Source organism: Streptomyces sp. NPDC045470, assembly GCF_040646595.1.
Lineage (GTDB): Bacteria > Actinomycetota > Actinomycetes > Streptomycetales > Streptomycetaceae > Streptomyces.
In genome coordinates this window covers 655,808-681,049 of record NZ_JBEZAN010000002.1, presented here as the reverse complement: position 1 = coordinate 681,049, position 25,242 = coordinate 655,808, and the positions used below count along the sequence as shown (strand labels likewise).

Here is a 25,242-nt window from a genome sequence, read left to right as displayed (position 1 = left end):
GCGCGGACGGGGCCTCGTCGGCTCGCACGGCCTGTCGGCTCTCGGGGGCCCTCGGCTCGCGGTCCGTCGGCTCGCGCGGTCCCTCGGCCCTCGCCGTCCGCCGGCCCGGTCGACGGTCCCGTCGCCGGCTCAGACGACGGTCTCGTCGACGAAGCACCACCGCCAGCTCTCGCCCGGCTCGTACGAGCGCATCACCGCGTGGCCGGTCGCCGCGAAGTGCGCCGTCGCATGCCGGAACGGCGAGGAGTCGCAGCAGCCGACGTGGCCGCACACCAGGCACAGCCGTAGCTGCACGGGGTGGCTGCCGACCGCCTCGCACTCGGGGCAGGTGGCGCTCAGCGCGGCGGGTTCGGGGCGCGGCAGACCGGGAACATGCGGGCACTCGCTCATGATTGCCAGGTTAGATCGCCGGAGCGGGCGCGGCACGGGCGGCCGCGACGGCGACCGGGGCGGCACGGGCCGGCCACGGTGGAACAGGACAGGACGGTCGGGACCGATGGATGTGATGCCACTACTGCTGCTGGTCGCGGGGAGCGCGGCGGTCGCCGGGGCCGCCCGGCGCACGCCCGTACCGGGACCGCTGCTGCTCGTCGCCACCGGCCTGGCGGCGGCCTACATCCCGGGCGTACCGGACTACACGCTCGATCCGCACATCGTGCTGCCGCTGTTGTTGCCCCCGCTGCTGCACACCGCGGCACTGGAGAGCTCCTACCTGGACCTGCGGGCCAACCTGCGGCCGGTGGCGCTGCTGTCGGTCGGCTACGTGCTCTTCGCGACGGTCGCCGTCGGGTACGTCGCCTACCTGGTCGTCCCGGACCTTCCGCTGGCGGCGGCGCTCGTCCTCGGCGCGGTGGTCGCGCCGCCGGACGCCGTGGCCGCCACCGCCATCGCCCGCAGACTGCGCCTGCCGAACCGGATCACGACGATCCTCCAGGGCGAGTCGCTGGTCAACGACGCCACCGCGATCACCGCGTACAAGGTGGCGGTGGCCGCCGCCGCGGGGGTGGGCGCGACCTGGACCGACGGCATCCGCGCGTTCGCGGTCGCGGCGCTCGGCGGCATCGGCGTCGGAGTGGTGCTGATGATCCCGCTGCACTGGCTGCGCTGCCGGCTGCGGGACGCGCCGCTGCTGGAGAACACCCTGTCGCTGCTCATCCCGTTCGTGGCCTATCAGGTCGCCGAGGAATTCGGGGCGTCCGGTGTGCTGGCGGTCGTCGTGGTCGCGCTCTACCTCGGACACCGCTCCTGGCAGGTCGACTTCGAGACGCGCCTCCAGGAGGAGGCCGTGTGGAAGATGGTCTCCTTCGTGCTGGAGTCGTCGGTGTTCGCGCTGATCGGTCTGCAACTGCCGGTCGTACTGCGCGGGCTCGGTGAGTTCAGCGGCGTCCAGGCCGCCTGGTACGCCGTCCTGGTCTTCCTGGTGGTGGTGCTCACGCGCTTCGTCTGGGTCTTCCCCGCGACGTTCCTGCCGCGCATGCTGTCCGAACGCATCCGCACCCGCGAACCCGGCACGAACTGGAAGGCGCCGGTGATCGTCGGGTGGGCCGGGATGCGCGGCGTGGTGTCGCTGGCGATCGCCTTCTCGATCCCGGTGACCGTCCAGGACTCCGGCGACGGGTTCCCGGCGCGCAACCTGGTGCTCTTCCTGACCTTCACGACCGTCATCGGCACCCTCGCCGTCCAGGGGCTGACGCTGCCGCCCCTGATCCGCGCGCTGCGGCTGCCCCCACGGGACGTACAGGGCGAGACGCTCGCCGAGGCACAGGCCCAGAACGAGGCGTCACGGGCCGCGGAGCAGCGGCTGGCCGAACTGCTGGAGGACGAGCGCAACGCGCTGCCGGGCCCGCTGGCCGACCGGCTGCGCACGGTCATGGAGCGGCGGCGCAACGCGGTGTGGGAGCGGCTGGGCACGGTCCACGAGGCGACGGGGGAGTCGGCGGACGACACGTACCGGCGGCTGGCGCGGGAGATGATCGACGCCGAGCGCAAGGTGTTCGTACGGCTGCGGGACGAGCGGCGGATCGACGACGAGATGATGAGCGTGCTGCTGAAGCGGCTGGATCTGGAGGAGGCCGCGGCGTACCGGGAGGGGGCCGACTAGGGCGGCGGGCTCGGGGCGTCGCCCTACGGGCCGCGGCTTGAGGACCGCGGACCACGGGGGCGTGGGTCCGGGGGCCGCGGATTACGGGGCGTGGGTCCGAGGGCCGCGCATCACGGAGTCGGAGCCCCTGTCACGACCGCCGTGACGGTGCTGCCGGGCGGGAAGGCGCCCTCCTGGGCCAGGGTCGTCAGCCCCAGGAGGAGCTTGGCGACGTAGAGGCGTTCCAGGGGTATGCCGTGCCGGTCCTCGAAGTCGGCGGCGAAGGCGTCCAGTTCGGGGGTACGGCGGGCGTATCCGCCGCAGTGGAAGCGGTCGTCCAGGTCCCAGGTGCCGCGCCGGCCGCCGAAGGCCGCGTACTGGAGGCGTTCGGTCTCCGCGGCGAGGAAGTGCGGTGTGCCGCCCTTGAGGACGGGTATGCCGAGGGCCCGCTGGTCCGGCGCCAGTCCGGCGGCCAGGCCAGCCAGTGTGCCGCCGGTGCCGCAGGCGACGGCGACGACGTCCGACGCGCCGTGCAGTTCCCGGCCCAGGGCCGTGCAGCCCTGGACGGCGAGGGCGTTGCTGCCCCCTTCCGGTACGGCGTAGTGCGGTCCGAAGCGTTCCCGGAATGCGGCGGCGGTCTCCGGCTCGGCCTTGCGGCGGTATGCGGCGCGGTCGACGAAGTGCAGGCGCATGCCGTCGGCGGCGCAGCGTGCCAGGGACGGGTTCAGCGGCTTGTCCGCCAGTTCCGCGCCGCGTATGACGCCGACCGTCGCGAACCCCAGGAGACGACCGGCCGCGGCGGTGGCGCGCAGATGGTTGGAGTACGCGCCGCCGAACGTGAGCAGCGTGTGCTCACCGGCCTCGGCCGCCGCCCGCAGGTTCAGCTCCAGCTTGCGCCACTTGTTGCCGGGCAGCTCGGGGTGGATCAGGTCGTCCCGTTTGAGCAACAGCCGCACACCGCGGCGCGCGAACCGCCCGTCCTCGACGTGCTGGAGGGGGGACGGCAGGCGCGGCCGCAGTGCGGCGAGGTCGGGGACGGCGGAGGTCACCCGGCCATTGTCGCGTGCCGGCGGGCGCTGCTTCACCCGCCGTCAGGCCCTACGGGCGGGACGGGTGCCGCGGGTGCTACTTGAGGCGGGCGCCGATGCGGGCGCGCATGTCCTTCATCGTGAAGCCCTTGGGGTCTATCTTGTCCGCGCGCCATTCCAGGTGGCCGACGACCGAGTACTCGTTCCAGCCATGGACCCGGCACAGCGCCGCCGCGGCCTTCTCGATGGCCTCCAGCTGGGCCTCGGGCCACGGGTCCTTGCCGTCGCCCATGTTCTCGCACTCGAAGCCGTAGAAGTGGACGTTGCCGTCGGCGTTGTACTGGTTGGTGGGGGGCAGCTGCTTCCGCTCGGCGATCACGGCGTTCAGGACGTCGCGGTCGCCGCTGCCCGCGTGGTTGGTGCGCCCGCAGCCGACCAGGTGCACCCGGCCGTCCTTGGTGATCACGCCGTGGCACAGCGGCCCCGGCAGCGCCGAGGTGCCGTGGTAACACAGGCGGACCGTGCTCTCCGTCCCGGACGTGACGGTGTGGTGGATCACCACACCGTGCACCGGGCCCCAGTCACCGTGGCCGTCGCGGTTGTGCGTACGCCACTCGCCGACCTCGACGATCTCCAGGCCCTCGTCTCTGAGGGCCTTGATGAAGGTGTTCGCGGACATGGGTGGGGCCATGGCCGACTCCGTTCGGTGCGCGGCGGCCGCCGACCGCGCACCGCCTCATAAAACGCTTGTACTGGAACGTCAGGTCACAGACCAGCCGTTCGTCGCGTGTACGAGCGGATGAGCGAGCGGTTTCAGCCGCTTTCCACCGCTTTCAGCCGTGGGAAGCACCGCCTTTCAGCCGCGCAGGAAACCGTCACCGTGCGTGGCGATGTGAGCCTCCAGCGCGCTCAGCGCCTCCTGGGTGGCGTCGGCGGTGCCGTTGCCGCGACGTTCCGCATAGTAGGCCGCGCCCAGCTTCTTCAGCAGGTCGTTGCCGGCCCGCTGCTGCTGGACCTCGTCGACCTTCTGCTTGCCCTGGTTGAGCGCGCTCTGTGCCTGCTCCTTGGCGCGGTCGAGAAAGCCTGCCATTGCTGCCTCCGGTGAGGTTGGGGGAGGGGCGGACGGCCCCGCTGCCGTCGCGGTGCCGTACCGGATCAACGGACCGGACGTTACCCGCGTTCCCGTGCCAGGCTGGGGAGGTGGACAGGGGTACGGAGGGGACCGCGGACGAAGAACCGGACGGGAAACCGGGCGCGGACCCGGGCTTGGAACCGGGCCCGGACCGGGACGCGGCCGCGGACCCGGGCGGGTACCGGGAGCGGGCCGCGCGGCTGCCCGGCGCGGTCGTCTGGGAGAAGCGGACGCCCGGCGGCCCGGCGCCGCAGCGGGTGCTGCCCGACGGCTGCACGGACCTGATCTGGTGGGGCGGCCGGCTGACCGTGGCCGGGCCGGACACCACCGCGCACACCCCCGCCGCGCGGCCGGGCGAGATCGTTGTCGGACTGCGCTTCGCCCCCGGCCAGGGGCCCGCCGTCTTCGGCGTGCCGGCCCACACGCTGCGCGATCAGCGGGTGCCGCTGGAGGAGCTGTGGCCCCGGGGCCTGGTGGACCGGCTGGCCGGAACGGTGGCCGGGACCGATTCACCCGGACGGGTGCTGGAGGAGATCGCCGTACACCGCCTCCGGGAGGCCGCCGGCCCGGCCGACCCCGCGCACAGCGCGATCGCCGCGGCGCTCGGCCGCGGCCGGTCCGTGGCGGAGGCCGCCCGGGCCGTGGGCATCGGCGAGCGGCAGCTGCACCGCCGGTGCCTGGAGGCGTTCGGGTACGGTCCCAAGATGCTGGCCAGGGTGCTGCGCCTCGGCCGCGCGCTGGAACTGGCCCGCGGCGGGACGCCGTACGCGGAGGTGGCGGCCCGCGCCGGGTACGCGGACCAGGCGCATCTGGCGCGTGAGGTGAAAGCGCTGGCGGGGGCCCCGCTGGGGGTGATCGTGGCCCCGAGGTAGCTTGTCCGTCATGGACTACCAGGCCGTTCTTGAGGAGGTAGCGGCCTATGCGAGGCCGTATGTCGGACATGGGCAGGTTGCCGATTACATACCGGCGCTGGAGAAGGTGCCGACGGACCGCTTCGGCATAGCGGTGGCCGACATCAACGGTGAGGTGTACGGGGTGGGGGACTGGGAGGTCCCGTTCTCCGTCCAGTCCATATCGAAGACCTTCTCGCTGGCGCTGGTCATGGCCAACGACAGCGAGGACATCTGGAAGCGGGTCGGCCGCGAGCCGTCGGGCACGCCGTTCAATTCGCTGGTGCAACTGGAGTGGGAGAACGGCGTACCGCGCAATCCCTTCATCAACGCGGGCGCGCTCGTCGTCACCGACCGGCTGCAGACGCTGACCGGCGACGCCAGCACCACGATGCTGCACTTCCTGCGCGAGGAGAGCGGCAACCCGGACCTCGCCTTCGACCAGGCCGTGGCGGACTCCGAGGCGGAGCACGGCGACCGCAACGCGGCGCTCGCCCACTTCATGGCCAGCTTCGGCAACCTGGAGAACCCCGTCCCCAGCGTCATCGAGCACTACTTCTGGCAGTGCTCGATCGAGATGAGCTGCCGCGACCTGGCGGCGGCCGGCGGGTTCCTGGCCCGGCACGGACTGCGCGCCGACGGCAGCCGCCTGCTGGAGGCGCGCGAGGCCAAGCGGATCAACGCGGTGATGCTGACCTGCGGCACCTACGACGCGGCCGGCGAGTTCGCGTACCGGGTGGGGCTGCCCGCCAAGAGCGGCGTCGGCGGCGGGATCGTCGCGGTCGTACCGGGCCGCTGCACGCTGTGCGTGTGGAGCCCCGGCCTGGACAGCCGCGGCAACTCGGTCGCGGGCGCGGCGGCGCTGGACCACTTCACGTCGCTGACCGGCTGGTCGGTGTTCTGAGCCGGCCGCCCGGTGGCGGGCGGTGCTTCCCCGGGCGCATCGTGGGGGCGAGGAGGTGCGTCGCCATGGAGCACGAGATGCGCGCCGAGTACGCCGAGGACGCTGCGGGCACTGCGGACGCGGAGGCAGGTTCGCCGCAGACGCACGACCCGGTGAAGCTGTGGCACATGGTGCGGCTGGACGGTACCCGGTCGATGTGCGGCCGCGAACTGCGACCGGACGCGGCGGTGCAGTCCGCGGACGTCTGGGGCACGGCCGCGGCCGAACCTTTCTGCCACTCCTGCGGGGCGCTGTACCTGCGCGAGGTGCCGTAGCCCCGGCGGCGGGCCTCAAGAGGGCTCGCATCCGTATCCATACCCGCGTATCCGTACCCGTGCCTGTCCCGCGCGCCTACGCCAGCGCCGCGAACAGGTCCACTCCGTGCCCGTCCGGGTCCCGGACCATCGCGTACCGCTGCCCCCAGGGCGCGTCCCACGGTTCCTTCTCGCCGGTGTACCCGGCGGCGGTCAGCTCCGCGTAGACCTTGTCGACCCCGGCCGGGTCCGCACACTCGAAGGCCAGGCCCGTCGGGGTGCCGGCCCCCGGCGGCGTCCACTCGGGGTCGATGGAGCGCGCGACGGCGTACGTGTCCCACATCAGGCGCAGACCGCCGGGCAGTGTCGCCTCGGCGTGCGGGGCGGTGTCGGCCTCCGCCGGGACCGGCAGGCCCAGGCGGCGGTAGAAGGCGAGGGAGGCCGCCATGTCGGCGACGACGATGCCGATCGCCGCCAGGCGCGGTGTCGTGGTTCCGGGGGTGGGGTGCGTTTCGTTGCTCATACGGGGAGCGTAGGGAGCGCCGCGTGGCCTGGTCTTGAACGAATCGGACACCGGTACGGGACGGGCACCGCTGTGGACAGGGGACGGGCACCGCTACGGCACGGGAGGCGGCGGCTTCACGGGCACCGGATGACCTGCCCCGCGTACGACAGGTTGCCGCCGAACCCGAAGAGCAGCACAGGGGCGCCGGGCTGGATCTCCCGCCGTTCCACCAGCTTGGACAGGGCCAGCGGTACGGAGGCGGCCGAGGTGTTGCCGGACTCGACGACATCGCGCGCGATCACCGCGTTGACCGCGCCGATGCGTTCCGCGAGCGGCTCGATCAGCCGCAGGTTGGCCTGGTGGAGCACGACTCCGGCGAGGTCCTCCGGCTGGATGCCGGAGCGCTCGCACACCTGGCGGGCGATGGCCGGGAGCCGGGTGGTCGCCCAGCGGTAGACGGTCTGGCCCTCCTGGGAGAACCGGGCCGGGGTGCCCTCGATGCGGACGGCATCGCCCATCTCCGGGACCGAACCCCACAGCACCGGGCCGATCTCCGGCTCCGACGCCGCCGTGACGACCGCGGCGCCCGCGCCGTCCCCGACGAGCACGCAGGTCGAGCGGTCCGTCCAGTCGACCACGTCGGTGAACTTCTCGGCGCCGACGACCAGCGCGTTGACGGCCGAACCGGCCCGGATGGCGTGGTCGGCGGTGGCCAGCGCGTGGGTGAAGCCCGCGCAGACCACGTTGAGGTCCATGGCGGCGGGGGCCGGCAGGCCGAGCCGGGCGGCGACCCGTGCCGCGGTGTTGGGGCTGCGGTCGACGGCTGTGCAGGTGGCCACCAGGACGAGATCGATGTCCTGGGCGGTCAGACCGCTGGCGGCGAGCGCCTTGGCCGCCGCGGCCGCCGCCATCGCGTCCACGCTCTCGTCGGGGGCCGCGACGTGCCGGGTGCGGATGCCGACACGGCTGCTGATCCAGGCGTCGTCGGTGTCGACGATCTTCGCGAGGTCGTCGTTGGTGAGCACCTCGGAGGGCTGGTAGTGGCCGAGAGACAGGACGCGTGAGCCCGTCATGGGATCCCCTGAGCGTGTGCGGACGGTGTCTGTCCAGTGTTGGGGGTGTGGGTGCCGAGGACGTTGCGAGAACCGCCAATCTTCGGGGACGAGAACTGGAGGGAAATCACGGACTATGCGGAACGGATGCTTCCGGCGGCTGTCGGGCGGAGGCCGTGATCTCGCGCACGATGTCGGCTCGGGGCGCGCGCACGATGTCGGTCCGGGACGCGTGCACGACGTCGGTCCGGATCCCGCGTACGCCGTCGGTCCAGACCTCGCGTACGACGTCGGCGCGGCCCGTACAGCGGAGTGCTGCACGGGCCGCGCCGAGGGTGGGTGCCCGCCGCTCAGCCGAGCGGCTTGAAGCGGCGCAGCCGGAGGCTGTTGGCCACCACGAAGACCGAGGAGAAGGCCATCGCGGCCCCGGCGATCATCGGGTTGAGCAGCCCGGCGGCGGCCAGCGGCAACGCGGCGACGTTGTAGCCGAAGGCCCAGAAGAGGTTGGCCTTGATGGTGCCGAGGGTGCGGCGGGCGAGGCGGATGGCGTCCGCGGCGGCGCGCAGGTCGCCCCGTACCAGCGTCAGGTCGCCCGCCTCGATGGCGGCGTCCGTGCCGGTGCCCATCGCCAGGCCCAGGTCGGCCTGGGCGAGCGCGGCCGCGTCGTTGACGCCGTCGCCGACCATGGCGACCGACTTGCCCTCCGCCTGGAGTCGCTTGACGACCGCGACCTTGTCCTCGGGCAGCACCTCCGCGACGACATGTTCCGCGTCGATGCCGACCTCGGCGGCGACCGAGCGGGCGACGGCCGTGTTGTCGCCGGTGAGCAGCACCGGGGTGAGGCCGAGGGCGCGCAGCCGCCGGATCGCCTCGGCACTGGTGGGCTTGACCGCGTCGGCGACGACGAGCACGGCGCGCGCCTCCCCGTCCCACGCGACGGCGACCGCGGTGTGCCCGGCCTCCTCGGCGGCGGCCTTGGCGTCCGCCAGGGTGGCGGGCAGCTCGATGGCCCACTCGGCGAGGAGCGAGGTACGGCCGACGAGGACGGCGTGGCCCTCGACGACGCCCCGGACACCGCGGCCGGGTACGTTCGCGAAGTCCTCCGGGCCGGGCAGCCCGCCCGTACGCTCGTCCGCCGCGGTCGCGACGGCGCGGGCGACGGGGTGCTCGGAGGAGTGCTCCAGGGCGCCGGCCAGGCGCAGCGCCTCGGTCTCGGACACGCCGTCGGCGAGGTGGACGGCGGTGAGGGTCATCGCGCCGGTGGTGACCGTGCCGGTCTTGTCCAGGACGACGGTGTCGACGCGGCGGGTCGTCTCCAGCACCTCGGGCCCCTTGATCAGGATGCCGAGCTGGGCGCCGCGGCCGGTGCCGACCATGAGCGCGGTCGGCGTGGCCAGACCCAGGGCGCACGGGCAGGCGATGATCAGTACGGCGACCGCGGCGGTGAACGCGGCGACCGCGCCCGCACCGGTGGCCAGCCAGTAGCCCAGGGTGCCGAGGGCCAGCGCGATGACGACCGGGACGAAGACGGCGGAGATCCGGTCGGCCAGGCGCTGGGCGGCGGCCTTCCCGTTCTGCGCGTCCTCGACCAGCCGCGCCATCCGGGAAAGCTGGGTGTCCGCGCCGATCCGGGTCGCCTCGACGACGATCCGGCCGCCCGCGTTGACGGTGGCGCCGGTGACCGGGTCGCCGGGGGAGACCTCGACGGGCACGGACTCGCCGGTGAGCATCGAGGCGTCCACGGCGGAGGACCCGTCCACGACCGTACCGTCGGTGGCGATCTTCTCGCCGGGACGGACCACGAACCGGTCGCCGACCGCCAGCTCACCCACCGGTACGCGTACCTCGCGCCCGCCCCGCAGCACCGCCACGTCCTTGGCGCCCAGCTCCAGCAGCGACTTCAGCGCGGCCCCGGCCCGCCGCTTGGAGCGCGCCTCGAAGTAGCGTCCGGCCAGGATGAAGGCGGTCACCCCGGCGGCGGCCTCCAGATAGATGTTGCTGCCGCCGTCGCCGCGTTCGATGGTCAGCGTGAACGGGTGGGTCATACCGGGCATCCCGGCGTGGCCGAAGAACAGGGCCCACAGGGACCAGCTGAGCGCGGCGAGCGTGCCCATGGAGACCAGGGTGTCCATGGTCGCCGTACCGTGCCGCAGGTTGGTCCAGGCGGCCTTGTGGAACGGCCAGGCGCCGTACGCCACGACCGGCGCCGCCAGGGTCAGCGACAGCCACTGCCAGTTGGTGAACTGCAGCGCCGGGACCATCGCCATCAGGATCACCGGTACGGCCAGCAGCACCGAGACGGTCAGGCGCTGCCGCAGCGGGGCGAGCGGGTCGGCGGCGCCCGGCTCGGGCGCCGTGGCCGGGGCCGTGCCGGGATCCGGTGGCGGCGGGGCGGGGGCAGGGGGCTCCGGGACGGTGGCCGTGTAACCGGTCTTCTCGACGGTGGCGATCAGATCGGCGACCTCGACGTCGGCGCCGTCCTCGTAGGTGACCTTCGCCTTCTCCGTCGCGTAGTTGACGGTGGCGGTGACGCCGTCCATCCGGTTGAGCTTCTTCTCGATACGGGCGGCGCAGGAGGCGCAGGTCATGCCGCCGATCTCCAGCTCGATGCCGCGCTCGTCGACGGTGGTGGTCATGGCTGCTCCTTCGGGAGGCGGGGGTGACGGCAGGGGCGGCCGCCGTCGTCCACTGCCAGAACTTTATACCCCTAGGGGGTATGAGTGCTACCCCTCCCCGGTATGCGACGGCGCAACCTCGCCTGACCCGTCCGAGACCGCCCGTAGCACCCGCCCGCCCAGCCGCCGCAGGTGCTCCGCCAGCTCCGGCGGCTCGTGGACGGTGAACTCGCTGCCGAGCATCGCCAGCCGGAACGCCGTCCACTCCAGCGAATCGGGCCGGGTGCGTACCCGGCACGCCCCTTCGCCCAGCGGCTCCACCGCGACCACCGCGCGCCCCAGCCGATCGCACACCTCGGTGGCGGGCGTCTGCACCGTGACCACCGCGGCGCAGCCGGGCCCCATGCCCTGCATCCGCTCCCTGACGAACGTGGCGGCATCCTCGGCGGGCAGCTCGCGCGGCGGCGTCCGTACCCCGGTGGGGTACGGCTCGCTCAGCCGGTCCACACGGAAGATCCGCCAGTCCTCCCGCTCGTCGTCGTACGCCACCAGGTACCAGCGGCGCCCCGCCGCGACCAGCCGGTGCGGCTCCACCAGCCGCTTGGAGCGGACGCCGTCGCCCGCCCGGTAGGTGAAGCGCAGCCGCTCCCGGTTGGCGACGGCCGCGGCGAGGGCGGTCAGGTGCGCGGGATCGACCGTCGGGCCGTCCCCGGCGGGCATCGGTACGGTGGCGGTGCCCAGCGTGCCCACCCGCCGCCGCAGCCGGGACGGCAGGACCTGTTCCAGCTTGGCGAGGGCCCGTACGGACGCCTCCTCGATGCCGTCGACGGTGTGCCCGGCCGCCGAGCGCAGTCCGACGGCGATGGCCACCGCCTCCTCGTCGTCCAGCAGCAGCGGGGGCATCGCGGTGCCCGCCGCGAGCCGGTAGCCGCCTTCCGCGCCCATCGTGGCGTGCACCGGGTACCCGAGGTGGCGCAGCCGCTCGATGTCGCGGCGGACGGTGCGGGTGGTGACCCGCAGGCGGTCGGCCAGTTCGCTCCCGGGCCATTCGCGGGGTGTCTGGAGGAGGGACAGCAGGTTCAGCAGGCGGGCCGAGGTCTCACTCATGCCGTCGATGATGCCGGGCTCAGTAGGACCGGGGCTGTCCTCTATGGACCGTAGGGTCGAGATCTGTCCCCGAGCCCCGGAGCCGGGGCTCTTCGCGGAGTGCCGGAGCCTGTGAAGCCCGGACCTGCCGCTCCCGTCCTGAAGCATCCCAGGAGTCACCGCCATGCCCACCCCGCCCACGACCACCCCCGGCGCGTCCGACCCGGCCGACGCGACCGGTGCAGCCGACGCGACCGGCCGCAGACGCTGGTTCGCGCTCGCCGTCGTGCTGACCGCCGCCTTCATGGACCTGGTGGACACGACCATCGTCAACATCGCCGTGCCCAGCATCCAGCGGGACACCGGCGCCTCGTTCGGTGCCGTCCAGTGGATCACCGCCGGCTATGCGCTGGCCTTCGCCGTCGGCCTGATCACCGGCGGCCGGCTCGGCGACATCCACGGTCGTCGGCGGCTCTTCCTGCTAGGTATGGGCGGGTTCACCGTCGCCTCCGCGCTGTGCGGCATCGCCGCCGACCCGGGGCTGCTGATCGCCGCCCGCGTCCTTCAGGGCGCGATGGCCGCGCTGATGGTGCCGCAGGTGCTGGCGATCATCCACGTCACCTTCCCCGCACACGAACGCGGCAAGGTCTTCGGCATGTTCGGCGCCGTCATAGGGCTGGGCGCGGTCTGCGGTCCGCTGATCGGCGCGCTGCTGACGCAGTGGGACATCCTCGGTCTCCAGTGGCGCCCGATCTTCCTGATCAACCTCCCGGTCGGCATCGCCGGCATCGTCCTCGGGCGCCGTTTCATCGCCGAGTCGCGCGCTCCCAAGGCGCTGCGCCTGGACCTCGGCGGCATGGTCCTCGTCGCGCTCGCCCTCCTGATGGTGCTCCACCCGCTCACCCAGGGCCGCGAGACGGGCTGGCCCGCCCGGGGGTTCGTGTCGATGGCCGCGAGCCCGCTCGTCTTCGCCGCCTTCGTACGGTACGAGCGCGCCAAGGCCCGCAAGGACGGCTCACCGCTCGTCGAACTCTCCCTCTTCAAGCTCCGGACGTTCGTCGCGGGCGCCGGTGTGCAGCTCACCTTCGGGGCGCTCTCGGGCCTGTTCTTCCTCGTCTGGACCCTGTGCATGCAGCTCGGCCTGGGCTGGAGCCCGCTGCGCGCCGGGCTGACCGGGGTGCCGTTCTCGGTCGCCTGCTCGGCGGCGGCCGGTGTCTCCGTACAGAAGCTGGTGCCCCGGTTCGGGCGCAAGGTGATGCAGGCCGGAGCGCTGATCATGCTCTCCGGTGTGCTGCTCTACATCGCCGAAGCCACGCGGTACGGCACGGACTTGACGTCCTGGCAGATGGTGCCCGCCCTGCTGCTGATGGGCGGTGGCATGGGCCTGATCGTCGCCCCGATCACCGACGCGGCCCTTTCGGAGGTACCGCCGGAACACTCCGGATCGGCGTCCGGGGTCTTCAACACCACGAGCCAACTGGGCATGGCGTTCGGCCTCGGCCTGTCGTCGGTGGCCTTCTTCGGCGTCCTCGACGGAGCGGCCGGGCGGGACCCGAGGGCGACGGTCGTCGACGCGACGGTCACCTCGCTGTGGTGGGTGGCGGCCGGCTTGGCGGTCGTCTTCCTGCTGCTGTTCCTGATGCCGGGGAAGCCGCGTACGGCGGGGAGGGGCGACGGGCCGCGAACGAGCGGAGAGCCGCGGGAGAACGGAGCAGTGGAACGGGTCCTGACCCGCTGACACGGGCCGGTCGGGCCGTCCGTCGCGGGGCGTCTACGCCTCCGGCGGGTAATCCCTGCCGTTCAGGGCCCGGTAGAGGAACCGGGTGGTCGCCTCGATGGCCTCCTCCTCGGTCATCCCGGGCCACGGTTGCGCGGGCGCGTCCAGCATCGCGCTCATCATCAGCAGGGTGGTCTCGGGGGAGGCCGGCAGGTTCTGTACGTGTTCCAGGTGGTCGGCCAGGTCGTCGAGCTGGGCGCGGCGGAACTGGTCGAAGGTGCGGGTGAAGTCCTCACTGACGAGCGCTGCCTGGCGGAGCGCGACCATGGTCGCCGCATGCTCCTGGTGCACGCGCCAGTAACTGGCCACGTGGTAGCGGATCGCTTCCGGGTCGGTGAAGTCCGACTTGTGCTGATCGGTCGCGGCGTAGGCGTCGTTCGCCGCGGACAGTTCGTCCAGCAGCGCCCTGAGCAGGTCTTCCTTGCTCGTGAAGTGGCGGTAGAAGGAGCCCGCGGCCCGGCCGGCCTCCGTCGTGATGTCAGTGATCTTGGTGTTCAGGTAGCCGCGGTCGGCGAACAGGCGCTTGGCCGCCTCGATCAGCGCCGCCCTCGTCTCGACCGCCTGCTCCGCGCGCTTCACGTCTCCTCCAGCTCTCTTGACATCGCACGCTAGCAGCCTCACGATGAATACACATTCAGCGAATGGGGATTCATCATGCGAGTGCTTGTGGTGGGCGGCGGCCCGACCGGGCTGACCCTGGGGATCGAACTGGCCCGGCGCGGCGTCGGAGTGCGGGTCGTCGACAAGGCGACCGCGTACTTCGACGGCTCGCGCGGCGACGGCCTCCAGCCGCGCACGCTGGAGGTCTTCGACGATCTGGGCGTGCTGGACGCCGTACGGGCCGCCGGTGCGCCGCCCGGGCCGCTCCGTGTGCACGTCGACGGCCGGTACGTGGGCGAGCACTGGATGGCCGAATTGCGCGAGCCCCTGCCCGGGGTGCCGTATCCGAACGGGTGGGTGCTGGGGCAGTCGCAGACCGAGGAGATCCTGCGGGCGCGGCTGCTGGAGTTCGGCGTACGGGTCGAGCTGGGCACCGCGCTGGTCGGCCTGGAGCAGGACGCGGACGGGGTGACCGCGCGGCTCGCCACGGGTGAGGAGGCCCGGTTCGACTACCTCGTCGGCGCCGACGGCGGCGCCAGTTTTGTCCGCAAGGCGATCGGCGTGGACTTTCCCGGCACCACCGACGAGACCTTCCGGGTGCTGGTGGGCGACGTGTCCGCGCCCGGTCTCGACCCGGCGGTCGGCCACTGGTTCGCCGGGCCGGACAACCCGGTGTTCGGTGTCGCGCTGACCCCGCTGCCCGGCACCGGGCGGTTCCAGTTCATCTCCCCCCTGGGCGAGGGCGACGACGCCTCTCTGGAGACGATGCAGGCCGCCCTCGACCGGTTCTCGGCCGGTGTGCGTCTGACCGGACACGGCTGGTCGACGGTGTGGCGGCCGAACGTACGGCTGGCCGAGCGGTACAGGGCCGGGCGCGTCTTCCTGGCCGGCGACGCCGCGCACGTCCACCCGCCGACCGGCGGACAGGGCCTGAACACCGGCGTGCAGGACGCCTACAACCTGGGCTGGAAGCTGGCCGCGGAGACCGCGCTGGACAGCTACGAGACCGAGCGGCGGGCCGTCGCGGCCCGTGTCCTCGGCGTCAGCACCGGCCTGCTGGAGAAGTACGTCGCGGGCAGCGCCGACGCCCACAAGCGCGGCGAGGAGAACTTCGGCCTCGACATCACCTACCGGGCCCCGGACGCCACCGGTGCCCTCGTCACCGGCGACCGCGCCCCGGACGCCCCGCTGCTCGACGCGGACGGCAAACACGTCCGCCTCTTCGACCTCTTCCGCGGCCCGCACTTCACCCGGCTGGTCTTCGGCGCGCCCGCCCCGGACGAGGAGCATGCCTACGCTGTGCTGCGACCCGGCGAGGAGCCCGGCGGCGAGATACCCGGCGACGGGCGTCCCGGCCGCGGACGGTATGTCGTCGATGCCGAGGGCCACGCCTTCGCGGGTTATGCGGCGGCGTCCGGCGACACCTTCCTGGTCCGCCCGGACGGCTATCTGGCCTGAGAGGTCCGTGTCATGAGAGGAGGTGCCAGGCCCTACAGCCACCCGTTCCGCTTGAAGCCCCGGTGGATGAGGAAGCAGAGCGTGAGCGTGACGGCCATGACCAGGGGGTAGCCGAAGGTCCAGTGTTTCTCCGGCATGTGCTCAAAGTTCATGCCGTAGATGCCGCACACCATGGTCGGGACGGCGAGGATCGCCACCCAGGCGCTGATACGCCGCATGTCCTCGTTCTGCGCCACGGTGATCTGCGCGAGGTGCGCCTGGAGTATGGAGTTGAGCAGTTCGTCGAAGGCGTTGATCTGCTCGGTGACCCGCTCCAGGTGGTCCGACACGTCGCGGAAGTACGTGGTGATGTGCGGGTCCACCAGGGCCATCGGCTGGGTGGCCAGGGCCTGGAGTGGGCGGGCCAGGGGCGCCACCGCCCGTTTCAGCTCCAGGAGTTCCCGCTTGAGCTGGTAGATCCGGCCCGCGCCGGTGCCGGAGCCCTTGGTGCCGCCGCGCCGTTCCTCACTGCCGCTACGGCGCGGGCTCGCGGCGAAGACCTCGCTCTCGACGTCGTCGATGTCGTCCTGCACGGCGGCGGTGACGTCCAGATAGTCGTCCACGACCAGGTCCGCGATGGCGTGCAGCACCGCCGAGGGGCCGACGGCCAGTTGCTCCGGGTCCGCCTCCAGTTGTTCGCGCAGCGGGCCCAGCGAGCCGTGGCCGCCGTGCCGGACCGTGATGACGAAGTCGGCGCCGGTGAAGACCATGATCTCGCCGGTGTCCACCACCTCGCTGGACTCGGTGAGCCGGTCGTGGTCCACGTAACAGACCGTCTTGAACACCGTGAACAGCGCGTTGTCGTAGCGTTCCAGCTTCGGCCGCTGATGGGCGTGCACCGCGTCCTCGACGGCCAGCGGGTGCAGCCCGAACAGTTCGGCGATGCCGGCGAACTCCTTCTCCGACGGCTCGTGCAGTCCGATCCACACGAAGCCGTCGCCGGAGTCGCGGACCCGCCGGAGGGCGTCGTCGGCCGGGTGGTCGCCGGGCTGCCGGACCCCGTGCTCGTAGACGGCGCAGTTCACCACGGCAGTGCCCAGCGGTGACCGGGCGGGGTGGCTGAGGTCGACACCACGGCGCTGCTGCTGCGGCAGCCGGACCGCTTTACGAAGGTTGCTGATCACCGACACCGCACCAGTATGGACCGGCCGTACGGCGGGGCGGGAGGCGTGTCGGCGGCTCCACATCCCTCCCGCCCGTACGGGCCGGCCCACTCCGGCGCGTCCGCACCGGGTCGGCCCCCGGACGTACCGGGGGACGTACCGGGGCGGCCTCCGGGGATGCCGGGGCGGCCTCCGGGGATGCCGGGTCGGCCTCCGGGGATGCCGGGTCGGCCTCCGGGGATGCCGGGCTGGCCCCCGGACGTGCCGGGGACGGCCCGGACGTACCGGGTCGGCCCTGGCGTACCAGGATCGGCCGGGGGCCCCGGATCGGCTGGGTGGACTCCGAGGACGGCCCGGACGTACCCGGATCGACTGGGTGGACTCCGAGGGTGGCCCGGGCGTACCGGGATCGGCTCGGACGTACCAGGATCAGCCGGGTGTACCGGGGACGGCCGGACGTACCGGGGCCGGCGGGGTGGGCCCGGGCCGCGGCCCGGGCCGGGACCCGGCGACGGCCGCGGCGGCGCCCGGCGACGTGCCGGGGCTGGCGTCCGGCGGCGTGCCGGGGCTGGCGTCCGGCGGCGTGCCGGGGCCGGCCCCCGCCGACGTGCCGGGGTCAGCGTCCGGCGACGTGCCGCGGACGCGCGGCGCCGAGGCCCATGACGACCTGCGGGACGAGCAGGACGAGCAGCACGACCACCGGCACCGTCCAGCCGCCCGAGGCGTCGTGCACGGCGCCCAGCACCGCGGGCCCGGTGGCCGCCAGGATGTAGCCGAAGCACTGGGCCATGCTGGACAACTGCGCGGTGTGCCGGATGTCCGGGGCGCGCTGGACGATGAACAGCAGGGCCAGGCTGATCGCCGCGCCCTGGCCGAGGCCCAGCAGCGTCATCCACACGTACGCGCCGCCGGCCGGCGCGGCCAGCATCCCGGCGAAACCGGCCGCGCAGAGCACCGCGCCGACCGTGGCCAGCGCACCGGCCGGCAGGCGACGGCCGACGATCACCGGGGCGAGGAAGGAGCCCACGATGCCCAGCAGCGAGGAGAACGACAGCATCCAGCCCGCGTCGCCCGCGCTCATCCCGGCGTCGGTGAGCATGGTCGGCAGCCAGGCGGCCGCCGCGTAGTAGCTGAGCGACTGGAGGCCCATGTACGCGGTGACCTGCCAGGCCAGCGGGGAGCGCCACAGACCGCGCACGGGGTGGGCCGCCTCACGGGCGGCGGAGGCGGAAATCCGCGTACGACTGCGGGTCTGCGGCAGCCACACCACCAGCGCGATGACCGCCAGCGAGCCCCAGCACGCCAGCGTGGCCTGCCAACTGAGCCCGGCCGCGCGCTGCACCGGCACGGTGACACCGGCCGCCAGGGCCGCGCCGCCGAACAGCGACATCGAGTACAGCCCGGTCATCAGTCCGGACCTGGCCGCGAAGTCGCGCTTGATCAGGCCCGGCAGCAGGACGTTGGCGACGGCTATGCCCGCGCCGATGACGATCGTCCCGGCGAACAGCGCCACCACCGAGTCCAGCAGTCGCAGCGCCGTACCCGCGCAGATCAGCGCCATGGTGCCGAGCAGCGAGCGTTCCATGCCGAAGCGGCGGCCGAGCCGCGGCGCGATCGGGGCGAGCAGGCCGAAGCAGAGCAACGGCAGCGCGGTCAGCAGGCTGGTGGCCGCGGCCGACATGCCGCTCTCGTCGCGGATGGTGCCGGCCAGCGGGGACACGGCGACGAGGGCGGGACGCAGGTTGAGCGCGAGGAGGATGACGCCGGCGCCCAGGTAGAGGGCGCGGCGCCCGGTGGCACCCGGCGCCGGGGCGGGCGGGGAGGCCTCCCCGGTAGGTGCGTCAGTGGGTGTGTCCGGCCGCGCGGCGCCGCCGGTGCCGGGGGCGCTCAGGGTGGCGGCCGGTCCGTGGTCATGCATGGTCTTCTTCTCCTGGGCTTGCTTCGCGTGCTCGGGGGGCCGCCGGAGCCTCGTCGTCGGGCCGGGTGGCGCGCAGCGCGTCCATGGCCTCGGTCAGGTGGGCCAGCGCGGCCTGCTCGGCGGCGTCCGGGTCTCGCGCCTCGATGGCGTCGACGATGGCGGTGTGCGCGTCGAACTGGTGCCGGACGGAATCGGGCAGCGGCCTGCCGATGACCGCCTGGAGCGTGGCGCGCAGGGCGTCGCTGAAGTGCTCGTACAGCTCCGCGAGGACACTGTTGTGCGCTGCGGCCGCGACGGTCCGGTGGAAGCGCATGTCCGCGTCGATGAACGCGGTGACGTCGCTGTTCTCCCAGGCGCGGTCGCGCTCGGCGAGGGCGGCCCGCAGCGCCGCGAGGTCGTCGTCGGTGCGGCGCAGCGCCGCGTAGCGGGCCGCGTCGCGCTCCAGGGACGCCCGGACCTCGTACGCCTCCAGGTCGGCGGCCCGGCGCAGCCGGCGCTGTACGGCCGCGCCGAAGTCGCTGTTGGCCCGTACGTACGTCCCGTCGCCCTGTCTCGGTTCCAGCATCCCGGTGTGCACGAGGGCGCGGACCGCCTCGCGGACGGTGTTGCGGCCCACGTCGAGCGTCTCGACGAGGACGGGTTCCGCGGGGATCTTCCCGCCGACCTGCCACTCGCCGTCGGTGATGAGCTGTTCCATCTGCTCGATGACCAGGTCCACCAGGCTGGTGCGGGCGGTGCTGCGCAGCGGCATGGACGCCGTCCTCCCTCTCGATTCCACCGGTGATAGGAACATCCCATGTTTGGCGGTGTCAAACAGCCGGGGTTAGCCTGGGACCGCCGGAGATCCCGCGATCACGGCACGGCGGTGGGGCCCGCCGGACCCGAACCGCGGCCTGCCGAGGCCGCCAACGGTCCCTGCTTGCAGAGCGGAACGCAGTACGCACGCACCGCGCGAGTAGGAGACGTATGACCACCGGAGCCCCCCGCCCGGCGACGGCCGCCGCCACGGCCCGCCCGGCCGCACCGCGCACCGCCGAGTCCTCCGGAGCGCAGTCGGCCCCCTCCCGTGCGCAGCCGCCCTGGCAGGGGCAGTGGCCCGCCGTCGGCGCGGTCGCGCTCGGCGGCGGCATCGGCGCGGTCCTCCGGTACGGAGCCACGCTGCTGTGGCCCACCGCCCCCGGGACGTTCCCCGTGACGGTCTTCCTGGTCAATGTCGTCGGCTGCGCGCTGATGGGCGTCCTGATGGCACTGATCGGCGAACGGGGGGCACCCCACCCGCTGCTGCGCCCGTTCCTCGGCACCGGTGTCCTCGGCGGGTTCACGACCTTCTCCACGTACACCGCGGACATCCGGCACCTGACGGACACCGGACGGCTCGCCCTCGGCCTGGCCTACCTGGCGGCCACCCTGCTCGCCGCGCTGGCGGCCGTGTGGGCCGCGCACGCGGGCACCCGGTACGCACTGGCCCGGCGCGGAGGTGCGCGGTGAACTGGCTGCTCGTGGTGGCCGGCGGGATGGCCGGCGCACCGCTGCGCTTCCTGACGGACCGCTTCGTGCAGTCCCGGCTCGGCACGGCCTTCCCCTGGGGGACGTTCACGGTCAATGTCGTGGGTTCGCTGGTGCTGGGTCTGGTCACCGGTGCGGTGGCGGCGGGCGCCGCTCCCTCGTCCCTGCACCTCCTGCTCGGGACCGGTCTGTGCGGAGCGCTGACGACGTACTCGACCTTCTCGTACGAGACGCTGCGGCTGGCCGCCGACGGAGCGCGGTGGCGTGCCGCTGCGAACGCGGCGGCGAGTGTGGCCGCCGGTCTCGCCGCGGTGTTCGCCGGTGTGGCCCTCGCCGAAGCGCTGTGGGTCTGAACGGGGCCGAGCGGGCCCGGAGCGGTACAGGGGTGACCGTACGGGACGGGTGGGCGCGCCCGTGCGATGCGGCCCCCGTGCGAGTGAACGAATGAGGTCGAGTTTCGAACGGAACCTTTCTTCACCGCCGCCCGACGCCCAGCCGGAATACGCTGATGGCCGCGGTGCCCCGGACCCCGGTTCGCACGAAGGACAGTCAGTGCGGCATGTTTGAATTCAGGGGCGGTATCGCTATGGACCTTCACCACCGGATCCGTGTCAACAAGATCAACGTCGTGCGGCCCGAAGGGGAGTTGGACCTCATGACCGCCCCGCGCCTGCGCGCCCTGCTGCGGTGTGGGCACAGTCGCGCCGTCGGTCCGCCCCGGGTGATCGTCGATCTCGGCGCGGTGACCTTCATGGACTGCTCCGCGCTGCGGGAGCTGTGCGCCGCGCAGAACTGGGCCGTCGAGCAAGGCGGCTGGCTGCGCGTCGTGCACGCCCACCGCGGTATCGCCATCCTGCTCAGGGCGACCCGGCTGACCGGCCGCTTCCCCCGCTACGCGAGCGTACGGGACGCGCGCCGCGACCAGCTCGCGAACTGCTCGCCGTAGACCGGGTGTCCGACCCCCGCCGGGTTCCGGCCGCCGGACCCGGGGATCACGGTGCAGACGGTCTCCCGCCGGAGGCTTGCCGGAGGCATAGTAGCCGTGCGGCTTCGATCCGAGAGACGATGGACACGGGCCACGACCGGACGACGGTGGAAAGGGATGGTTGCCATGGCCCGTGAAGAACCCCTGCCCCAATCGCGGGCGGACTTACCCGAAGGACTCCTCGGCGACGTCGACTGCGCGGAGCTGCTGCGCTGCCTGTCCGCGGACTGCGCCGGCCTGCTCGGCGCCACCGCGGCCGTCGTCCTCCTCGCCGACGCGCACCACCGGCTTCGGGCGGTCGCCGAGTACGGAGACACCGCCCGCCTGCTGGGACCGGACGGGCCGCAGGAAGCCTGCGACCCGTACGCCGACTGCTACCGCAGCGGCACCGCCGAGACGGACATCGCCCTGACCGACCCGCGCACCGCCGCACGCTGGCCGCACTTCACCGCCCTCGCGCGGGAGCGGGGCCATGTGACGGCACACGCCCTGCCGATGCGCCTGCGCTCGCGGACCGTCGGCGTCCTGGCGCTCTTCTCCGGGACCGCCGCACCGCTCGGCGAGCAGACCGGCGCTTTCGCCCGCTCCCTGGCCGACCTGCTGGCCGTCGCCGCCGTACAGCGCGAGATCCTGGAACGCAGCCACGCCGAGCGGACACAGCTGCGGCACGCGCTCAGCTCCCGCGTCGTCATCGAACAGGCCAAGGGCATGCTCGCCGAACGCTGGACGACGAGCGTGGACGAGGCGTTCACGGTCTTCCGCGCCTATGCCCGCGCCCACCGCCGGCGGCTGCCGGACCTGGCCCGCCAGGTCGTCGACGGCACGCTCGACAGCGGCCTCGTCATGGAGTACTTCCTCAACCGAAGGTGATTTCCTGGATCCTGTGGAGGACCGGATGGCAGAAGTCTTCTTGCGGCGCCTGAGCAGGTGGCAGGCCGAGGCACAACGCGAGGCCGTCGCCGACCTGTACGTCGAGGCGTACCGCGGCCCCTCGGGCGAGGAGTTCCGCGGACGGGGGGCCTTTCTGCAGCGGTTCGCGGAGCACGTCCAGCGTCCCGGCTTCGAGATGGTGATCGCCAGCGGCCCGGCACTGGTCGGCTGCGCCTATGGATTCCCCGCCGAGCGGGACGGCCGGTGGTGGCAGGGGTTCAACGGGCAGGTACCGCGTGAGCTGGAGGAACTGACCGCCTCGGGCCGGGTGTTCGTCGTCGCCGAGCTGATGGTGCTGCCCGCGCACCGGCGCGGCCACGTCGCCACCCGGCTCCAGGAGACCCTGCTGATCCGCAGCAACGCCACGGCGGTCGTCACCCTCGTCGAGACGGCGAACGGCGCGGCGCGCTCCGCGGTACGGGCGTGGGGGTGGCAGCCCACGGGCCGGCTGCGCCGGTCCGAGGACGGAGAGCCGGAACTGGAGGCGTGGAGCCGGGAGCTGGCGCACTGAGGAACGGCGCAACGGTACGACCAGGGCCGGGCGCGCGGCGCGGAACGCGTACGCGCGCGGCAGGGCTCCGAGGAGCCCGCCGCGCGCGTAGACGTTGTCGGACCGCGGCGCCCGCGCGCCGTGGTGTCCCGGATCCGTGGCGTTGTCACGCCGTGCCGGACCCGCCGGGGAGAGGCCCGTCAGGGACGTACGCCCTTGAGTCCGTTGGCCCAGAGCTGGTCGACCTTGGCCCGCTCGGTCTGGTCCGGCTGCGAGTTCGTGCAGGACGGGCCGGGGCCGCCGCCGGACATCAGCTCGCTGCACGGGCCCTCGTAGTGGTCCGGCAGACCCAGCACGTGGCCGGTCTCGTGCGTGGTCACGCGGGTCGAGTCGTACTCCTTGTTCTGCTTGTAGTCCAGGAAGACGAAGCCCTTGCCGTGGCCGTCGGTGCTGGCGTAGGAGCCGCGCGCGTCGTCACCCTCGCGGTACTGGAAGTCGCCGCCGCTGCCTTCCTGCAGCTTCACGTTCTGCACCGCGCCGTTCCAGATCTGGGCGCTCCGGGCTATCTGGCTCTTGAACGTGGGGGCCGCGCTCGCGTCGTAGGTGACGGTGACGACCTTGAGGTTCGGGTGGGCCGCCTGCTTGGCCTTGACCGACTCCATGACGGCCTGGAAGAACGCCTTGGTGTCGGCCTGCTCGGCGGCCGAACCGGCGTACGCGGCGGTGACCCGGTGGGTCTGGAGTGCGGAGGAGGCGGAGGCCGCCGTCGCGGGGACCGCGGCGGCCAGCGTGGCGACGAGGCCCAGGCCGAGGGTTGCCGACAGTGCCGTCTTGGGAGATCTCATGGTGGGGGGACTCCTTATCGTCCGTGGGGCCGTACGGTCGCCGTGTGGGGCGGCGGCCGGGGCCCTGCGGAGGAACTCTTGGTGGCGGAGAGTCTGTTCGAGAAGATCCCGGGGCGCGGAGATGGCAGGTGGCGATAGCACCAGGGGATACCCCGAGGGGAAGCCGGCCCGAGCGTGTCCGAAGAGTCTGGTGTGACGTGCGCAAACGTCGTTATGCTCCGGTCGTGGAGCTCGAAGTGAGGCACCTTCGTGCGCTGTGCGCGATCGCCGACGCGGGCAGCGTACGCAAGGCCGCGCGACAACTGGGCATGACCCAGCCTTCCCTGACGACCCAGCTCCGCCGCATCGAGAACGCCCTGGGCGGCCAGTTGTTCTTCCGCGAGCGGACCGGCAGCCGGCCGACGCCGCTGGGGCACTCGGTGCTGAGCCGGGCCCGGCCGATAGTGGCCGACATGCGGGCGCTGGTCGACGAGATCGCCTCCGCCTCCCTGCGGGCCGACGGCGCACGGCTGTGCATCGGCAGCACCAGCAGCCGGGCGGTGGCGGGCTGGCTGCGACGGCTGCGGGCCAGGCTGCCCGACACGGACACCGCCATCCGTATCGACGTGTCCGCCAACGCGCTGTTGCAGATGGTGGCGATGGGGCAGCTCGACGTCGCCTTCGTGCACGAGGTGGAGGGCGCGCCGCTGCGCCGGCCGGACGGCCTCGTCGAGCGGGAACTGATCGCCCGGGAGCCGCAGTTCGTCGCCCTGGCGGCCGACCACCCGGCGGCCCGCCACCCGGTGGTCGAACTGGCCGAGCTGGCCGGTGACCAGTGGATGGTCGACCCGTCGGTGGACGGTGAGTGGACGGGGCTGCGCCGGGTCTTCGCGGCCGCGGGGCTGGACCCCCGGGTGGTGCACGGGGACTACCTCACGGCGGCCGACCTGGTCGCGGCGGGCGAGGTGGTCGCCCCCTGCCAGCCGACGTCCCGGCCCCGGCACGGCATGGCCATCCGCCCGCTGCGCGGCGACCCGCTGGCCGTCCGGCTCTTCATGGCCCACCGCCCCGGCGCCGCCCCGGCCGCCCCCGCCGACGCCCTCTTCGCCGACCTTACCGCCTCGTACATGGAGGTGGCCTGGGAGAGCACGGCGTACCGCGAGTGGCTCGTACGGCACGACGGGCCGTTGCCGATCGGGACGTGAGGCGGGGCGGGACCCGGCCGTGCGGCCGTGCGCGCCGCGCGTGACCTCCGGTCAGGCGGCTTCGCCCGCCGCGACCACGCGTGGCGTCACTTCGGGTCGAGCCGGCCCTCGACCACCTCGCGGGCGACGTCGGTCAGCAGCCGCCGGTGGGAGCGGGCGTAGCCGCGCAGGACGGTGAAGGCGGCGTCGGGGGAGAGGTTGTGGCGTGCGGTGAGCGCTCCCTTGGCCTGTTCGATGACGAGGCGGGTGCTCAGGGCGTGCTCCAGTTGGGCGGCGAGGGTACGGCTCGCCTCCACCTCGTGCTCGCGCAGCAGCGTCACGGCGGCGAAGTCCGCGAGCGGCTGGCCCAGCACCATCAGGTCACCGGTCAGCTCGGTCCGGCGGGTGGCGAGCAGGACCAGGGCGCCGACCGGTCCGGTGTGACCCCGTATCGGCAGGGCGGCGGCGTGGGTGCAGCCCAGGGCGAGCGCGCGGGGCGCGTAGCGCGGCCAGCGCTGCCGGGCCACCGCCCCGCTCAGGGCCGTGCCGCCGAGCGCCCGGCCGGTGCGGCAGCAGGCGGGGCCGGGGCCTTCGCCCCAGGCGACCGCGTCCGTTTCGAGGCGGCGTACGTCGGCGTCGGAGGCCGCCACCCGGGGGGCGGAGCAGGCTCGGGGAGAGAAGGTCACGGCGGTCGCCCGGACCGCGAGCAGTTCCTTGCTGCGGTCGGTGAGCCGGTCCAGCAGCGCGGGGACGCCGGGCGGCCCCTGCCCTCCGCCGCCCGCCAGCTCCACGAAGACGGAGGCGAGATGGTGCGGAGCTGTGGTCATGGGTGGAGATCCCCTC

The 25,242-nt window shown here is 73.1% G+C and carries 26 protein-coding genes; 12 read left to right on the top strand and 14 right to left on the bottom strand.

Features of this window, described 5'->3' with window-relative positions; translation table 11 throughout:
- Nucleotides 1-129: 129 nt before the first annotated feature.
- The gene (locus tag AB0A97_RS09345; RefSeq protein ID WP_031001164.1) at nt 130-390 is read right to left on the bottom strand and encodes a UBP-type zinc finger domain-containing protein; all 261 of its coding nucleotides are present in this window, start codon (nt 388-390) and stop codon (nt 130-132) included.
- A 106-nt stretch (nt 391-496) separates the two neighbouring features.
- On the opposite strand from AB0A97_RS09345, the gene AB0A97_RS09340 reads away from it, so the two are divergent.
- The gene (locus AB0A97_RS09340) at nt 497-2,101 is read left to right on the top strand and encodes a Na+/H+ antiporter (protein ID WP_361146764.1); all 1,605 of its coding nucleotides are present in this window, start codon (nt 497-499) and stop codon (nt 2,099-2,101) included.
- A gap of 110 nt (nt 2,102-2,211) precedes the next feature.
- On the opposite strand, the gene AB0A97_RS09335 is transcribed toward AB0A97_RS09340, so the two are convergent.
- From AB0A97_RS09335 to AB0A97_RS09325, 3 genes are all read right to left on the bottom strand, one after another.
- Nucleotides 2,212-3,129, bottom strand: a complete 918-nt coding sequence (locus tag AB0A97_RS09335; protein WP_361146762.1) for a pyridoxal-phosphate dependent enzyme — start codon at nt 3,127-3,129, stop codon at nt 2,212-2,214.
- Between the two features lie 76 nt (nt 3,130-3,205).
- Nucleotides 3,206-3,799 carry an N-acetylmuramoyl-L-alanine amidase gene (locus AB0A97_RS09330; RefSeq protein WP_361146759.1) on the bottom strand — a complete coding sequence of 198 codons (594 nt, stop codon included), beginning with the start codon at nt 3,797-3,799 and terminating at the stop codon, nt 3,206-3,208.
- 165 nt (nt 3,800-3,964) lie between these two features.
- Nucleotides 3,965-4,198 carry a hypothetical protein gene (locus AB0A97_RS09325; RefSeq protein WP_361146756.1) on the bottom strand — a complete coding sequence of 78 codons (234 nt, stop codon included), beginning with the start codon at nt 4,196-4,198 and terminating at the stop codon, nt 3,965-3,967.
- A 242-nt stretch (nt 4,199-4,440) separates the two neighbouring features.
- Here AB0A97_RS09325 and AB0A97_RS09320 point away from each other — a divergent pair, with 242 nt between their 5' ends.
- From AB0A97_RS09320 to AB0A97_RS09310, 3 genes are all read left to right on the top strand, one after another.
- Nucleotides 4,441-5,112, top strand: a complete 672-nt coding sequence (locus AB0A97_RS09320; RefSeq protein ID WP_361147369.1) for an AraC family transcriptional regulator — start codon at nt 4,441-4,443, stop codon at nt 5,110-5,112.
- A gap of 10 nt (nt 5,113-5,122) precedes the next feature.
- On the top strand, nt 5,123-6,034 hold the full coding sequence (locus tag AB0A97_RS09315; RefSeq protein WP_361146754.1) for a glutaminase: 912 nt from the start codon (nt 5,123-5,125) through the stop codon (nt 6,032-6,034).
- Between the two features lie 65 nt (nt 6,035-6,099).
- The gene (locus AB0A97_RS09310) at nt 6,100-6,348 is read left to right on the top strand and encodes a hypothetical protein (RefSeq protein ID WP_361146751.1); all 249 of its coding nucleotides are present in this window, start codon (nt 6,100-6,102) and stop codon (nt 6,346-6,348) included.
- A 76-nt stretch (nt 6,349-6,424) separates the two neighbouring features.
- Here AB0A97_RS09310 and AB0A97_RS09305 read toward each other — a convergent pair whose 3' ends face one another.
- The 4 genes from AB0A97_RS09305 to AB0A97_RS09290 form a co-directional block, all read right to left on the bottom strand.
- Nucleotides 6,425-6,850: a VOC family protein gene (locus AB0A97_RS09305; RefSeq protein ID WP_361146748.1), complete on the bottom strand. Its 426-nt coding sequence runs from the start codon at nt 6,848-6,850 to the stop codon at nt 6,425-6,427.
- Between the two features lie 116 nt (nt 6,851-6,966).
- The gene (locus AB0A97_RS09300; RefSeq protein WP_361146746.1) at nt 6,967-7,905 is read right to left on the bottom strand and encodes a beta-ketoacyl-ACP synthase III; all 939 of its coding nucleotides are present in this window, start codon (nt 7,903-7,905) and stop codon (nt 6,967-6,969) included.
- Nucleotides 7,906-8,234: 329 nt separating this feature from the next.
- Nucleotides 8,235-10,520 carry a heavy metal translocating P-type ATPase gene (locus AB0A97_RS09295; protein WP_361146743.1) on the bottom strand — a complete coding sequence of 762 codons (2,286 nt, stop codon included), beginning with the start codon at nt 10,518-10,520 and terminating at the stop codon, nt 8,235-8,237.
- Nucleotides 10,521-10,607: 87 nt separating this feature from the next.
- Nucleotides 10,608-11,606, bottom strand: a complete 999-nt coding sequence (locus tag AB0A97_RS09290; RefSeq protein ID WP_361146740.1) for a YafY family protein — start codon at nt 11,604-11,606, stop codon at nt 10,608-10,610.
- Nucleotides 11,607-11,769: 163 nt separating this feature from the next.
- Between AB0A97_RS09290 and AB0A97_RS09285 the strand changes: the two genes are divergently transcribed.
- Nucleotides 11,770-13,323, top strand: a complete 1,554-nt coding sequence (locus tag AB0A97_RS09285) for an MFS transporter (protein WP_361146738.1) — start codon at nt 11,770-11,772, stop codon at nt 13,321-13,323.
- A gap of 33 nt (nt 13,324-13,356) precedes the next feature.
- On the opposite strand, the gene AB0A97_RS09280 is transcribed toward AB0A97_RS09285, so the two are convergent.
- A complete protein-coding gene (locus AB0A97_RS09280) occupies nt 13,357-13,941 on the bottom strand; it encodes a TetR/AcrR family transcriptional regulator (RefSeq protein WP_361146735.1) in 585 nt (194 codons plus the stop codon).
- A gap of 75 nt (nt 13,942-14,016) precedes the next feature.
- Here AB0A97_RS09280 and AB0A97_RS09275 point away from each other — a divergent pair, with 75 nt between their 5' ends.
- Complete coding sequence (locus AB0A97_RS09275) at nt 14,017-15,420, top strand: FAD-dependent monooxygenase (protein WP_361146732.1); 1,404 nt, start codon at nt 14,017-14,019, stop codon at nt 15,418-15,420.
- A 32-nt stretch (nt 15,421-15,452) separates the two neighbouring features.
- On the opposite strand, the gene AB0A97_RS09270 is transcribed toward AB0A97_RS09275, so the two are convergent.
- From AB0A97_RS09270 to AB0A97_RS09260, 3 genes are all read right to left on the bottom strand, one after another.
- Complete coding sequence (locus tag AB0A97_RS09270) at nt 15,453-16,583, bottom strand: magnesium and cobalt transport protein CorA (RefSeq protein ID WP_361147367.1); 1,131 nt, start codon at nt 16,581-16,583, stop codon at nt 15,453-15,455.
- 595 nt (nt 16,584-17,178) lie between these two features.
- A complete protein-coding gene (locus AB0A97_RS09265; protein WP_361146729.1) occupies nt 17,179-18,480 on the bottom strand; it encodes an MFS transporter in 1,302 nt (433 codons plus the stop codon).
- Entirely contained in the window at nt 18,473-19,231 is a 759-nt protein-coding gene (locus AB0A97_RS09260; RefSeq protein WP_361146726.1) for a FadR/GntR family transcriptional regulator, read from the bottom strand. The genes AB0A97_RS09265 and AB0A97_RS09260 overlap by 8 nt, the downstream gene beginning before the upstream one ends.
- A gap of 215 nt (nt 19,232-19,446) precedes the next feature.
- Here AB0A97_RS09260 and AB0A97_RS09255 point away from each other — a divergent pair, with 215 nt between their 5' ends.
- The 5 genes from AB0A97_RS09255 to AB0A97_RS09235 all read left to right on the top strand — a co-directional run bounded on the left by AB0A97_RS09255 (nt 19,447) and on the right by AB0A97_RS09235 (nt 22,412).
- Complete coding sequence (locus tag AB0A97_RS09255) at nt 19,447-19,968, top strand: CrcB family protein (RefSeq protein WP_361146723.1); 522 nt, start codon at nt 19,447-19,449, stop codon at nt 19,966-19,968.
- On the top strand, nt 19,965-20,339 hold the full coding sequence (crcB, locus tag AB0A97_RS09250) for a fluoride efflux transporter CrcB (protein ID WP_361146720.1): 375 nt from the start codon (nt 19,965-19,967) through the stop codon (nt 20,337-20,339). The genes AB0A97_RS09255 and crcB overlap by 4 nt, the downstream gene beginning before the upstream one ends.
- 233 nt (nt 20,340-20,572) lie before the next feature.
- Entirely contained in the window at nt 20,573-20,932 is a 360-nt protein-coding gene (locus AB0A97_RS09245) for an STAS domain-containing protein (protein WP_361146717.1), read from the top strand.
- Nucleotides 20,933-21,097: 165 nt separating this feature from the next.
- Entirely contained in the window at nt 21,098-21,841 is a 744-nt protein-coding gene (locus tag AB0A97_RS09240; protein WP_361146715.1) for a GAF and ANTAR domain-containing protein, read from the top strand.
- 25 nt (nt 21,842-21,866) lie between these two features.
- Nucleotides 21,867-22,412 carry a hypothetical protein gene (locus AB0A97_RS09235; protein ID WP_361146712.1) on the top strand — a complete coding sequence of 182 codons (546 nt, stop codon included), beginning with the start codon at nt 21,867-21,869 and terminating at the stop codon, nt 22,410-22,412.
- Between the two features lie 179 nt (nt 22,413-22,591).
- Here the strand turns inward: AB0A97_RS09235 and snpA are convergent, their stop codons facing one another.
- Nucleotides 22,592-23,236: a snapalysin gene (snpA, locus tag AB0A97_RS09230; protein ID WP_361146709.1), complete on the bottom strand. Its 645-nt coding sequence runs from the start codon at nt 23,234-23,236 to the stop codon at nt 22,592-22,594.
- Between the two features lie 224 nt (nt 23,237-23,460).
- Here snpA and AB0A97_RS09225 point away from each other — a divergent pair, with 224 nt between their 5' ends.
- Nucleotides 23,461-24,420 (top strand): LysR family transcriptional regulator, encoded by a 960-nt coding sequence (locus tag AB0A97_RS09225; protein ID WP_361146706.1) that lies wholly within the window; start codon nt 23,461-23,463, stop codon nt 24,418-24,420.
- Between the two features lie 86 nt (nt 24,421-24,506).
- Here the strand turns inward: AB0A97_RS09225 and AB0A97_RS09220 are convergent, their stop codons facing one another.
- Nucleotides 24,507-25,226, bottom strand: coding sequence for an ANTAR domain-containing protein (locus AB0A97_RS09220; RefSeq protein WP_361146703.1), 720 nt, complete (start codon nt 25,224-25,226; stop codon nt 24,507-24,509).
- Between the last annotated feature and the right edge of the window lie 16 nt (nt 25,227-25,242).

Excerpts from the sequence above, each read along its gene's own strand:
- AB0A97_RS09345 (WP_031001164.1), bottom strand. The coding sequence starts at position 390 with ATGAGCGAGTGCCCGCATGTTCCCGGTCTGCCGCGCCCCGAACCCGCC.
- AB0A97_RS09340 (WP_361146764.1), top strand. The coding sequence starts at position 497 with ATGGATGTGATGCCACTACTGCTGCTGGTCGCGGGGAGCGCGGCGGTC.
- AB0A97_RS09330 (WP_361146759.1), bottom strand. The coding sequence starts at position 3,799 with ATGGCCCCACCCATGTCCGCGAACACCTTCATCAAGGCCCTCAGAGAC.
- AB0A97_RS09325 (WP_361146756.1), bottom strand. The coding sequence starts at position 4,198 with ATGGCAGGCTTTCTCGACCGCGCCAAGGAGCAGGCACAGAGCGCGCTC.
- AB0A97_RS09315 (WP_361146754.1), top strand. The coding sequence starts at position 5,123 with ATGGACTACCAGGCCGTTCTTGAGGAGGTAGCGGCCTATGCGAGGCCG.
- AB0A97_RS09310 (WP_361146751.1), top strand. The coding sequence starts at position 6,100 with ATGGAGCACGAGATGCGCGCCGAGTACGCCGAGGACGCTGCGGGCACT.
- AB0A97_RS09305 (WP_361146748.1), bottom strand. The coding sequence starts at position 6,850 with ATGAGCAACGAAACGCACCCCACCCCCGGAACCACGACACCGCGCCTG.
- AB0A97_RS09300 (WP_361146746.1), bottom strand. The coding sequence starts at position 7,905 with ATGACGGGCTCACGCGTCCTGTCTCTCGGCCACTACCAGCCCTCCGAG.
- AB0A97_RS09295 (WP_361146743.1), bottom strand. The coding sequence starts at position 10,520 with ATGACCACCACCGTCGACGAGCGCGGCATCGAGCTGGAGATCGGCGGC.
- AB0A97_RS09290 (WP_361146740.1), bottom strand. The coding sequence starts at position 11,606 with ATGAGTGAGACCTCGGCCCGCCTGCTGAACCTGCTGTCCCTCCTCCAG.
- AB0A97_RS09285 (WP_361146738.1), top strand. The coding sequence starts at position 11,770 with ATGCCCACCCCGCCCACGACCACCCCCGGCGCGTCCGACCCGGCCGAC.
- AB0A97_RS09275 (WP_361146732.1), top strand. The coding sequence starts at position 14,017 with ATGCGAGTGCTTGTGGTGGGCGGCGGCCCGACCGGGCTGACCCTGGGG.
- AB0A97_RS09265 (WP_361146729.1), bottom strand. The coding sequence starts at position 18,480 with ATGCATGACCACGGACCGGCCGCCACCCTGAGCGCCCCCGGCACCGGC.
- AB0A97_RS09260 (WP_361146726.1), bottom strand. The coding sequence starts at position 19,231 with ATGCCGCTGCGCAGCACCGCCCGCACCAGCCTGGTGGACCTGGTCATC.
- AB0A97_RS09255 (WP_361146723.1), top strand. The coding sequence starts at position 19,447 with ATGACCACCGGAGCCCCCCGCCCGGCGACGGCCGCCGCCACGGCCCGC.
- AB0A97_RS09245 (WP_361146717.1), top strand. The coding sequence starts at position 20,573 with ATGGACCTTCACCACCGGATCCGTGTCAACAAGATCAACGTCGTGCGG.
- AB0A97_RS09240 (WP_361146715.1), top strand. The coding sequence starts at position 21,098 with ATGGCCCGTGAAGAACCCCTGCCCCAATCGCGGGCGGACTTACCCGAA.
- AB0A97_RS09235 (WP_361146712.1), top strand. The coding sequence starts at position 21,867 with ATGGCAGAAGTCTTCTTGCGGCGCCTGAGCAGGTGGCAGGCCGAGGCA.
- snpA (WP_361146709.1), bottom strand. The coding sequence starts at position 23,236 with ATGAGATCTCCCAAGACGGCACTGTCGGCAACCCTCGGCCTGGGCCTC.
- AB0A97_RS09220 (WP_361146703.1), bottom strand. The coding sequence starts at position 25,226 with ATGACCACAGCTCCGCACCATCTCGCCTCCGTCTTCGTGGAGCTGGCG.